The following is an 11,036-nucleotide window of genomic DNA, read 5'->3' on the forward strand; positions in this document are numbered from 1 at the left end:
AGACGTCTGCCGGCTCGCATGGATCGGCGCGGACTGGCAGCGCAAGCGCGGGGACTTCGCCATCGCGGTCGCGCAGGCCCTGGTCGAGAGAGGGCGGCAGGTCCACCTCACGATGGTCGGGCAGGCGCCTCCTCACGGGACACCCTTGCCGCCCTTCGTCGAGCACGTGGGGTTCCTGCCGCGCCGGTCACCTGAGGGTGAGGCCACCCTACGGCGGCTGCTCGAGCGCACGCATCTGCTCCTGCTGCCGTCGCGGGCCGAGGCGTTCGACATCGTCGTCGCGGAGGCGGCAGCCCACGCCGTCCCGACCGTCGCCTGCGACGCGGGTGGCCTCTCCAGTGCGGTGCTCGACGGGCGGACCGGGTTGCTGCTGCCGGCAGACGCCTCGCCAGAGGAGCACGCCGCGGCGGTCGGCGCGCTGCTGGACGACCAGGACCGGTACCGCGCGCTCGCCACCGCGGCGCGCGACGATCACCTCACGCGACTCAACTGGCGCAGTTCGTGCGAGCTCCTGCTGTCGCGGCTCGCTCGCGCCTGTTGATCAGTCGGAGTGCAACTCCTCGAGCACGTCGTCGATGAACGCTCGTACGCGTACCTGCTGCCGGTCACGGTCGAACGCGGGCAGGACGCAGGGAGCGCGGTCCGGCGCCGCCCGCGCGGTCTCCATGAAGTCCGCGAGCGCGGCGACGTAGGCGTCGTTCCACGGCATCGCGCCGGCGAGCCTGGTGATCGGGGCGTCGGAGAGGTCGTACGCGAACGGCAGCCGGCCGGTCACGATCCGTGCGCCGGAGGCCAGGTACTCGCTCAGCTTGATCGTGTACCGGAAGGCCCCGACCCCGTCACGGGACTGCGGGAGACTCACGACGTCCATCGCGCTCAGCAGCCCGGGGACCTCCGCGGAGGGCACCCGCCCGGTGAAGATCACCCGCTGGTCCCCCCCGGCCTCGCGCTCCAGGCGGTCCCGCCCGTCACCGTCGCCGACGATCAGCACGCGGAGGTCAGGACGGGAGCACGACCGAGCCGCCCGCACGAGCTCCAGCCCGTAGCAGTAGCCACGTCGCCGTGACCACGTCAGCGACCCCGCGATCCCGAAGACCACGGCCTGCTCCGGAATGCCATGCGCACCCCGCAGACGCTCGCGCGCGTCGGCGTCGAAGCTGCCTTCCGCCCAGTTCTCGGCCGTGATCGCTCGCCGCGCGCCGAGCGTCAGCGCGCGGCCCGCGAGGTACGGAGTCCAGCCGATGACTCCCGCCGCCGCGCGGTACAGGGCGCGCTCGTAGACCGCTCCGACGAGACCGCTCACGGGACCGCGCAGCGCGAAGAACGGGCCGACGGCGTCTCCCGTCGAGATCACGAACGGCGTGCGCCGCACGAGGCGCGCGAGCAGTGCCGGGAGGCCGGCCCCCAGGCCGGTGCCCTCGATGACGGCGATGCGCGGGCGCTCCGGCCCGACGAGGCGCCGCAGCAAGGCGAGGCCCGAGCGGATCTTGTGTCCGCGATCGAAACCGTGGACCTCGGTGCCACCCTCGCCGAGGAGGGTCACGATGCGCCGCTCGTCCCCCGAGCCAGGGCCCTGAGTCGCGATCACGAGCACCTCGGTGCGGGCGATGCGCTCCATCGCCGCCACGATACTCTGCGCCCGTGACAAAGCCTCGTGTCGCGCTCGTCGCCCATGGAGTGCATGACCGGGGCGGCATGGAGCGGTCGCTCGCCGAACTCGTGCGGCACACCCACGACGAGGTGGAGTTCCACGTGGTGGCGACCACCCTCGCGCCGGAGCTCCGTGAGCTCGTGCGGTGGACGCGGGTTCGTGTGCCGCAGACGCCGGTGCCGCTGTTCTTCTCCGCCTTCTACGCACGCGCCGGCGCGCTGCTCGGCGGCATCGACGCCGACCTGGTGCACAGCATGGGCGCGCTGCACCCGCGGTCCTCCGACCTGGTGTCGGTGCAGTTCTGTCACGCCGCCTTCCAAGAGCTCCCAGCTGACGTCCTCGCGGTCGACGGCGGCCCCCTGCGCGCGATCAACCGGCGGGTCGACATGCGCCTGGCGCTGGCCGCCGAGCGCCACGCCTACCGGCGGGGCCGTGTGCGCGAGTTCGCTGCCGCGTCGTCGGGCATCCGCAGCGAGCTCGCGCGGTTCTATCCCGCCATTCCGTGCACGGTGATACCGAACGGCCACTCCGACGACGGGACCGCCACGAACGGTGCTCGCGGCGCCGTTCGTGCCCGCGCCGGATTCCGTGAGGACGACGTCGTCGTCCTGTTCCTCGGCGGGGACTGGCATCGCAAGGGCCTGGGGATCGCGCTCGAGGGGTTCGCGCAGGCCGTCGAGGCCACCGGCTCGGAGCGGCTTCGCTTCGCCGTCGTCGGTCCGGGGGAGCCGCAGGCGCACCGGACGAGGGCCCGTGAGCTGGGCATCGCGGACCGTGTCGCGTTCCTGGGGCCGACCTCCGAGCCTCGCGACCACTTCGCCGCCGCGGACGCCTTCGTGTTCCCGACCGCCTACGAGGCGTTCCCGCTGGTCGCGCTCGAGGCGGCCGCGGCGGGGCTGCCGATCATCGCGACCAGGGTCAACGGCATCGAGGACCTCGTCGACGACGGCGTCAGCGGCTACCTCGTCGACCGGACCCCGGCCGCCGTCGGCCAGGCGATCCGGCGGATCACCAGCGACGAGAGCCTCCGCACGCGCATGGGTGCGGCAGCGACCGCATCCGCGGCCGCGTACAGCTGGTCGGCGGCGGCGGAGCGCACGCTCACCTGCTACTCGCGCCTGCTCTCGGCGGGCCGTCGTGCCTGAGCGACAGCCCAGCATCGTGCTGCTCTGCGGCGAGAGCGGCGCCGCGACCGACGCGATCCAGCAGTACGCGCACGCGCTCGCGCACGCCCTCACCGGGCTCGGCGCGGACGCCCGCGTCGAAACCGCCAGCTTTCACGGCGGGACCGCCGGCACCGCGCAGAGCATCGACGATGCGGTCGCGCCGTCCGACACGGTGCTGATGGTGCAGTACAACCCGTTCTCGTTCGGGCGCGCAGGCGTCGCCCTGCGGTTCGTGCGCGCGATGCGGCGCCTCCGCCGGCGGTACCCGTCGCTCACCCTCGTCGTCATGTGCCACGAGACGGTCGTGATGAACCCCGGTGTGCGCTGGGCCGCGCTCCGTCAGGTCCACCGGGCCCAGCTGCGAGCGCTGCTCAGGCTGGCCGACGCGGTTTACGTCTCCGTCGACGCCTGGCGTCCGTACCTCGAGGCGCACGGCGCGAAGGACGCGGCGCTCCTGCCCGTGGGATCCAACCTCCCCGACCGCCGGGCACAGCGGGACGCCGCGCGCGCAGCACTGGATGCGACGGACCGGCTGATCGTCGCGACGTTCTCCACGGGCCATCCCTCCCACGACGACGAGATCGCGAGGCGAGCCGTCGACGCGGTGGTGTCGGTCCGCCCCGACACGCTCGTCCTGTCGCTCGGGGCCGGCCGGCAGCGGCTCCTGGAGCCCGGGGACGACCGGGAGCGCTGTCCCGGCCATCTCCCTGCGCACGAGCTCGCGGCGCACCTCGCCGCTGCGGACATGCTCATCAGCCCGTTCGTCGACGGGATCAGCACGCGACGCGGCACGGTGATGGCGGCCCTGCAACACGGTGTCGCGGTCGTCGGGAGCGTCGGGCCTTCGACCGACCCGGACCTCGAGGCGCTCGTCCGGGGGCTGCCCGGCGCCGGACGCGGAGGGGACTGGATCCCGGGAACCGCCGCGGCGCTCGCGAACGACGCGTCGTTGCGTGACGAGCAGGGACGCGCGGGCCGCAGCCTCTACGCCGCGCGCTACGACTGGCCCGTCCTGGCCGCGCGGGTGCTCCACGACACAGGCGCTGCCCCCGCTCCGTGACCGACCTCGAGCAGAGCACCGTCGCTCCGCGACAGACCTCGCTCACGCGGGCCGCTGCCCTCGTCGCCGCGGCGAGCGCCTTCGCGGTCACCGCGGGGCTGCTCACCGGTCCGATCATCGCGCGTGCCCTCGCGCCCGAGGGCCGCGGCGCGCTCGCAGCGATCGTGGCGCCGCTCGGGCTCATCGGCCTCGTGGCCCAGTTCAGCGCGTCGGAGTTCGTGAGCCAGCACACCGCGCGGGGACGCTCGACCGCGACGACGATCGGGACCGTCGCACCGGTGATGTTCGCGGCGGCTGTCGTGCTGGCCGTCGCCTGCTGGCCCTTCGCGGCCGTGATCGCCGACGGGAACGCGGACGTCGAACGCTACGTCGAGCTCGGTCTGATCGCGCTGCCCTTCGGGCTGCTCGTCCCGGTGGTCACCGGGATCGCCATCGGCCAGGGCCGCTGGACCCGCGCCGCCCTGGCGAGCGCGATCCCGCCGTGGGCCTACGCGGTCGTCATCGTCACGCTGGTCTCGCTCGGGGAGCTCACGGTCGGGACCGCGGCGCTGGCGACGATCGGCGTCACCTTCGCCGGCGGGCTCGCCTACGTCGGCCTGCGCCCCCCTCCGGTGCGTCGGCTGCACTTCGACAGGCTGCTGGCCCGCGCCTACGTCAGCTACGCGTCGAGGACGACCCCCGGCCTCATCGCGACGCTCGCCAACGTCCGGCTCGACCAGATCCTGATGTTCGGCATCGTCGGCCCGAGGGAGCTCGGCCTCTACGTGGTGGCGGTCACCGTCGCCGGGATCTCGACGGTCGTCGTCACGCCCCTGGCCAGCGTCACGGTGCCGGCGGTAGCCGTCGGCGAGCACTCGCTGATCGGTCGGGCGACACGCATGTCACTGGCCGCCGCCGCCGTCGCCGTCACCGCCGTCGCGCTCGCCTCCTACCCGATGCTGCGCGTGCTGTTCGGCTCGGAGTTCACCGAAGCGGAGCCCATGCTGCTGATCCTCCTCGCCGCACAGATCCCGACGGTCGGGACCGCCTCGCTGGGGTACGGCCTGCGCACGGTCGGTCGTCCGGGGCTCGCGTCCGCCGCGGACTTCCTGGCGCTCATCATCACCGTCCCGATGCTGCTGCTCCTCCTGCCGGTCCTCGGCGGGGAGGGCGCGGCCCTCACCAGCCTGGCTGCCTACAGCGTCACCTTCGCCGCGCTCTGCCTGCTGACATCGCGCGAGATCGCAGTGCCCGTCAGGGAGCTGGTCGTCGTACGGAAGGAAGACCTCTCGATGGTCCGAGCACGCGCGGTCGACCTGATGAGAGCGCGGACGTCCCGATGGTTCGCAGCCCGGAGGACCTCGGGCGGACCTGACGCCTGACGAGGCTCAGCCGGGGACCGACCGGGCGCGCCGGTCCATCGCCGCGGCACCGACCACTCCCGCGAGCAACCAGAACAGCGGAGCGATCGGCGTCGAGGTCGTCGGGGTCGCCTGGAACCAGACGGCGGTCGCCGCCAGCAGCGCGGCCGCCACCGCGCTCCACAACGCGCGTCGCCGTTCGTCCTCCTCCCGTCGGGCCAACCGGACGGCATCCCGCACCACGCAGAGCCAGAGCACCGTGAACGCCACGAGCCCGAGGATGCCGAGCTCGCCGATCAGGAAGTTGAACTGGTTCTCGGAGTCCAGGCCGCTCGGCGCACCCACGGCACCCGAACCGGGCCCGGAGCGCCCGAGCCCCACGCCGAGTGGATACGACACGACGTAGTCCGGCACCAACGCCAGCGAACCTCTGCGCTCAGCGATCGTGGACGCCGCCTGGCCCGGCGACACCGTCTTCAGACGCGTCAGCGACGCCGGGTCCGCCGTCGCGACGAAGACCGACAGGAAGAGGGCGATCAGCACACCGGCCGCCCCGAGAGCCGCCAGCGTCGAGGCGGCGTTCCGGGACCTCGTGCGGATGGCGAAGAACGCCAGCAGGGCGACGAGGACGCAGATGAACACGCCGCGTGACTGCGAGGTCAGGACGGCGACCGCGCACAGGGCGAAGCCGCCGAAGCCCAGCCACACGCGGTAGCGGACGCGTGCCCCCAGCAGGAACGCCAGCGCGAACGGCACGCTGAGCCAGCCGAGGATGCCCGCTGCTCCGGCATCGGACCCGAGCCCGAAGGGGCGCACCCGATCCGACGTACCACCCTCGTAGAAGGTCCGCGGCGCGTTGGCGAACCCACCCTGACCGAGGACCCGGTCCGCGTAGCCCGAGCCCCACGACGCGAACTGATCGGGTGTGAGCCCACTCTGGATCACGGCGGCGACCACGTTCGGCAGCGTGACCGCGAGGAGCACGGCCCCGACGACCGGGAGCAGGTCGCGTCGTGCGGCGACGATCACGCCGAGCAGCAACAGCGGAGCGAACTCGAGCTGCTGGCGAGCCCCGGCGACGAATCCGACGATCCCTGGCGTGCGCGGGTTGAAGGCCTGGACGAGCACCGCCAGGACCAGGCAGAGCAGCGCGCCGCGATACGGGATCCTCGGCAGCGCGCGATCCTCGACCACGGTGCGGACCGCGACGCCGAAGACGACCGCGAGGATCAGGACGTCGCGCAGGATCGTCGCCCGGTCGTTGCCGCTCATCAGCTTCAGCGGGCCGTCGACGCACGTCAGGTAGATCGCGATCGCGAGCAGCGAGAGCTCGAGACGGGGGTTCACCACCGCCACGACGAGCGCCAGCGCGCCCAGCGTGGGGAACAGGAGGTTCATGCCCAGCCGCTCCGGCACGACCGTAACGCCCATGAGGACCACGGCCGCGGTCAGCAGCGTCGCCGCGACCTCCGCGTGGGTCCGGGTGAACGCGGGCAGCCCGGGCGCGACCCGCCGGGCGTGCGTCGGCGCGACGGCGAGGCGCTCGAAGCTCACGCAGCCACCGCCCGCAACCGCCGGCCCAGCTCGCGCGCCATCCGGGCGCCGTCGTGGCGGTCGCGGGCCGTCGCCGCCGCCCCGCTCTCGACCCGCCGACGGAGATCCCCGTCGGCCAGGAGCGTCAGCACCGCCTCGGCCAAGTCGATGGGGTCACGCGGCCGCAGGAGCCCGGACACGCCGTCCTCGATGATCTCCAGCGGTCCGCCCTCGGCGACCGCCACCACGGCGCGTCCGGCCGCCTGGGCCTCGCAGATCGCCATGCCGAACGGCTCCTGCGTCGACGCGCTGACGACGACGTCGCAGGCTGCCGTCCACGGTGCAGGGTCGTCGACCTGCCCGGTGAACGTGACGCGGTCGGCGATCCCGAGTTCCTGGGCCAGGTCTCGGAGGGCCCTGGGGTAGTCCCCCTGCTCCCATCCCATCTCCGCGCCGCCCACCACGAGGAAGTGGGCATCGGTCCGTCGGGCGGCGATCCGTGCGGCCGCGCGGAGAAAGACGTCCTGCCCCTTCCACGGCTGCAGTCGCGCGACGATGCCCACGACCGGGGCCTCCGGCGTCAGCCCGAGGTCGCGGCGGACCGGTCCGCCGTCGGCGGTGGCGAACCGCTCGCGGTCGATGCCGGGGTGGACCACCGTGACCGTGGCGTTGACGCGGGACCGCAACGGGCCCGCGACGAACGACGAGTTGGCGATCACCTCCTGCGCCGGCAGCCTGCGCGCCACGCGCTCGACGACCGAACGCGGGTCGACGCAGGCGTGCTGCTGCCACACGACCGGGATGCGACGGCGCCGCGCCGGAGCCGCCACGTAGATCTGGGCACTCGGCTCCATCCCGACCACGACGTCGGGCCGGGTCTGGTCCAGGACGTCCGCGACCGCGCGGATCGCACCCACGACCGCGCGGGGCGAGCGCATGCGTCCCGCGTCGACCACGCGGACGTCGGAGGCGCACCACTCGAGCCGCTGCGCGGCAGGCCCCGGCCTGAGGAACAGCACGTGCGCCCGGTACCCCGCGACGGCCGCGTGGCGCACGAGCCCGCTCAGCACCTCGGCGACCCCGCCCTCGACCGCGACGGGCGCGACGAACAGGACCTGCAGCTCACGACTCGCGATACGACATCACTCGGCAGCGCCGTACGTCCGGCCGTGGGCGTACCCGTAGTCGTAGCCGTAGCGCGAGCCGAGCGTGCTGAGATCGTTGACCACGATCCCGGCCAGACGCACGTCGGGGACACGGTTCAGCGTCTCCTTCGCTCGCGCTCCTCCGTCCCGCGTCGTGAGGCCGATCCGCGACACGAGGATCACGGCGTCAGCGTCGCGGGCCAGTGACAGCGCATCGCTGACCGCGAGCACCGGAGGGGAGTCGATGATCAGGACGTCGGCCTGCTCCTGGAGCTGCTCGAGCAGGGCGCCCATCGCCCCGGACGCCAGCACGGCCTGCGGGTTGGCCGTCCGGCCCCCGGCGAGGATGAGCCCGATGCCACGGGTGTTCTCGTCGGTGATCGCGCCGCGGCCGCCCACGGCGACCGCCGTCGCGGCTTCGATCTGCGCCAGCGTCTCGATGCTCTTCGTATCGACGGGAACGTCGATCATCACCTCGCTGAGGCGGCGCTCCCCGGTCAGGATCGAGCTCAGGCCCAGGTCGCTGCTGACGCCGAAGAGCTTGTCCTGCGTGGGCTTGCGCAGGTCGGCGTCGACGACGATGACGCTGCGTCCGAACTCGCGGTAGGCGACCGCGAGATTCCTCGCGACCAGCGACTTGCCCTCACCCGGAACGGCACTGGTGACCAGGATGCGGCGGACGGGACGCTCCAGCGAGCCGAGCTGCACGTTCGTCCGCATCTGCCGGAAGGCCTCGACGAACTCGGGCGCGACCGCGACGGCGCCCTCGTCCCCGAAGCAGGCGGGGACCTTGGCGTGCGGAAGCACCGCCAGCAGCGGCAGCCCGTAGGCGTCCTCGGCGTCCTCCACGCGCTTGACCCGCCGATCGAACCGCTCCAGGCCGTAGGCGAGCGCGATGGCGACGAGCAGCGCGAGGACGAACGCGAAGACCGCGTTGCGCTTGGGACGCGGCGACAGGGGCACGCCCGGCACCGGTGCGGCGTCGACCTGGACGACGCTCGTCAGCGGCAGCGCCAGCTGGAGCTTCGCGGCGCGGATCGCGCTGGCGAGGCTCGCCCGCTCGGTCGCGTTGGACTCACGGACCGGCAGTGCCTCGATCTGCCTGCGCAGCTGCTCGAGGTAGCGGGTGAGCTTCTGCTGCGCGGACGCGGACCTGGACTCGATGAACTGCTGCGCGACGACGTTCGCGAGCTCGGCAGCCTGCGCGGCGTTCGGACGCGTCGCCGTGATCGTGATGAAGCTGCTGTTGTCCTCGACGGTTGCCGTGAGGTTCGCGCTCAGCTCGCCCGCGGTGGTCCGGTACGACAGCTTCGGAACGATCGCGCGGGCCGAACGCTGGGACGTCAGGACCGCCGCGGCGTTCGCCGTGTCGAGCGTCAGCAGCCCCGGGGGCACGTTGGTCGACTGCAGGGTCGACGGGTCGATGCTGGTGAAGATCCTGGTGCTCGTCTTGTAGACCGGTGTCTGCCCGTCGTAGTAGACGTACGTGCCCACGGTGACGACGGCGACGACCGTGACCACGATCCACCACCGCGACAGGACCGGCCGGACGTAGTCGAGCAAGGAAAGAGTCCGGGACCCTTCAGAGGTGTTCATCGGTGCTGGTCCCTTCGCGGAGCGGCGGTAACGTCAAGAAGTCGTCGTCGACGATCGCACTCGGCGTGGGCAGGGCGCGTCACGAGCGTTTGACGAGGCAAGCCCTGGTATCGGCAGGTCCGACTCGCGGTTGAAAGATACTGCGTCGATCGCACCCCCACCCCCGCTACCGCCACGTCCGTTGACCGCGACCCGTGCACCGTACGCCCGCTGACCGGGCAACGGCAAGCCTGAACCCACGCGCGCTCGCGATCGCCCGCCCTCACGATGCACTTCCGACCTCCACGCTCCCCTCGGCTGCTCACGCTCACCCCCGACTTCCCGCCCTCCGTCGGGGGGATCCAACTCCTGCTCGAACGGCTGCTGCAGCACCTGCCGGAATGGGAGCACCGCGTCGTCGCGCGCCGGGCCGCCGGTCCGGAGTCCCCGGTTCCGTCGTGGCGGACGCGTCGGGTCGCCGGGCCGTCATCCATCGCCGAGCTCAACGTGCTCGGCGCGCGCGCAGGCCGACGCTGGGCGCCCGACGTCGTGCTCAACGGCCACGTGCACACGACGCCCGGAGCGCTGGCGGTCGCGGCGAGACGGGACACACCGATCGTCACCTACGCCTACGCCGATGAGCTGACGCACCGGCCGGCACTGACCAGGCTCGCCGCGCGCCGCTCGTCGGCCATGATCGCGATCAGTCGGTACACGGCCGACCTCATCCACGAACACCATCCGCGCGGGCCGGTCGACCTCGTCCTCCCGGGATTCGACCAGCGCGCGGTCCTGCCGGCGCCGGCATCGCGACCGACGCTCCTCACGGTCGCCCGGCTCGCCGACCGCTACAAGGGTCACGACGTGGTCCTGCAAGCCCTACCTGCTGTCCTCGAGAGATTCCCGGACGCGCAGTGGGTGATCGCCGGCGATGGCCCGCTCCGTGGGGAGCTCGAAGCCCGTGCCGCGAGCCTGGGCGTGTCCGACTCGGTGCGGTTCCTGGGGTACGTCGACGACGCGCAGCGTGCCGAGCTGCTCTCCCGGGCCTGGGTGTTCGTCATGCCGTCCCGCCTCCCACCGCGCGGCGCCGGCGGCGAGGGCTTCGGCATCGTGTACCTCGAGGCAGCCGAGGCGGGGGTCCCGGTAGTCGCGGGCAATGTCGCGGGAGCGCTCGACGCGGTGGACGACGGCCGCAGCGGCCTGCTCGTGGACCCGGAGCGCCCCGAGGCCGTGGCGGGTGCGCTGCTCCGCCTGCTGTCGGACCCACGCGAGCGTCGCACGATGGCCGCCCACGGCCCGGAGTGGGCCGCACGCTTCACGTGGCCGCGCATGGCCGCACAGGTCGACCACGTGCTTCGTCGTGAGCTCGGGCGCGGGTGAACGACGTCGCCGCGCTGTCGTCTGAGGGGCCGCGAGGAGAAGGTCCTCGGCTCCCGACCCGAGGTGCTCAGGCGCAGGTGCCGGCGTTGCACAGGCCGCTGTCGCACTGCGAGCTCGTGGTGCAGGGCTGACCGGAAGCCAGCTTGGTCGCCGCCTGAGCAGCAGTCGGCGCCAGGATCGAGGTGA

Annotated in this window: 9 protein-coding genes; 5 read left to right on the forward strand and 4 right to left on the reverse strand. The window is 72.8% G+C overall.

Annotated features, from left to right (window positions below; all coding sequences use genetic code 11):
- The coding region (locus tag ABYE80_RS10495; protein ID WP_372790225.1) for a glycosyltransferase at positions 1–541 on the forward strand (541 nt) is incomplete at its 5' end.
- Here ABYE80_RS10495 and ABYE80_RS10500 read toward each other — a convergent pair.
- On the reverse strand, positions 542–1,618 hold the full coding sequence (locus ABYE80_RS10500) for a glycosyltransferase (RefSeq protein WP_372790226.1): 1,077 nt from the start codon (positions 1,616–1,618) through the stop codon (positions 542–544).
- Between the two features lie 23 nt (positions 1,619–1,641).
- Between ABYE80_RS10500 and ABYE80_RS10505 the strand changes: the two genes are divergently transcribed.
- Genes ABYE80_RS10505 through ABYE80_RS10515 form a run of 3 tightly spaced genes read left to right on the forward strand, consistent with a single transcriptional unit; the run spans position 1,642 to position 5,238 of the window.
- Entirely contained in the window at positions 1,642–2,796 is a 1,155-nt protein-coding gene (locus ABYE80_RS10505; RefSeq protein ID WP_372790227.1) for a glycosyltransferase family 4 protein, read from the forward strand.
- A complete protein-coding gene (locus ABYE80_RS10510) occupies positions 2,789–3,877 on the forward strand; it encodes a hypothetical protein (protein WP_372790228.1) in 1,089 nt (362 codons plus the stop codon). Before ABYE80_RS10505 ends, ABYE80_RS10510 begins: the two co-directional genes overlap by 8 nt.
- The gene (locus tag ABYE80_RS10515) at positions 3,874–5,238 is read left to right on the forward strand and encodes an oligosaccharide flippase family protein (protein WP_372790229.1); all 1,365 of its coding nucleotides are present in this window, start codon (positions 3,874–3,876) and stop codon (positions 5,236–5,238) included. Before ABYE80_RS10510 ends, ABYE80_RS10515 begins: the two co-directional genes overlap by 4 nt.
- Positions 5,239–5,244: 6 nt before the next feature.
- Here the strand turns inward: ABYE80_RS10515 and ABYE80_RS10520 are convergent, their stop codons facing one another.
- From ABYE80_RS10520 to ABYE80_RS10530, 3 genes are read right to left on the reverse strand one after another with little or no spacing between them, the layout of a single operon-like run.
- Positions 5,245–6,771: an O-antigen ligase family protein gene (locus ABYE80_RS10520; RefSeq protein WP_372790230.1), complete on the reverse strand. Its 1,527-nt coding sequence runs from the start codon at positions 6,769–6,771 to the stop codon at positions 5,245–5,247.
- Entirely contained in the window at positions 6,768–7,886 is a 1,119-nt protein-coding gene (locus tag ABYE80_RS10525) for a glycosyltransferase family 4 protein (protein WP_372790233.1), read from the reverse strand. The genes ABYE80_RS10520 and ABYE80_RS10525 overlap by 4 nt, the downstream gene beginning before the upstream one ends.
- A 6-nt stretch (positions 7,887–7,892) precedes the next feature.
- Positions 7,893–9,458: a P-loop NTPase gene (locus ABYE80_RS10530; RefSeq protein WP_372790231.1), complete on the reverse strand. Its 1,566-nt coding sequence runs from the start codon at positions 9,456–9,458 to the stop codon at positions 7,893–7,895.
- Between the two features lie 300 nt (positions 9,459–9,758).
- Here ABYE80_RS10530 and ABYE80_RS10535 point away from each other — a divergent pair, with 300 nt between their 5' ends.
- A complete protein-coding gene (locus ABYE80_RS10535; protein ID WP_372790232.1) occupies positions 9,759–10,850 on the forward strand; it encodes a glycosyltransferase family 4 protein in 1,092 nt (363 codons plus the stop codon).
- The last annotated feature ends 186 nt before the right edge of the window (positions 10,851–11,036 follow it).

Origin of the sequence: Paraconexibacter sp. (assembly GCF_041602235.1) — a bacterium.
In the GTDB taxonomy this organism is placed as follows: Bacteria; Actinomycetota; Thermoleophilia; order Solirubrobacterales; family Solirubrobacteraceae; genus Paraconexibacter.

Excerpts from the sequence above, each read along its gene's own strand:
- ABYE80_RS10535 (WP_372790232.1), top strand. The coding sequence starts at position 9,759 with ATGCACTTCCGACCTCCACGCTCCCCTCGGCTGCTCACGCTCACCCCC.
- ABYE80_RS10500 (WP_372790226.1), bottom strand. The coding sequence starts at position 1,618 with ATGGAGCGCATCGCCCGCACCGAGGTGCTCGTGATCGCGACTCAGGGC.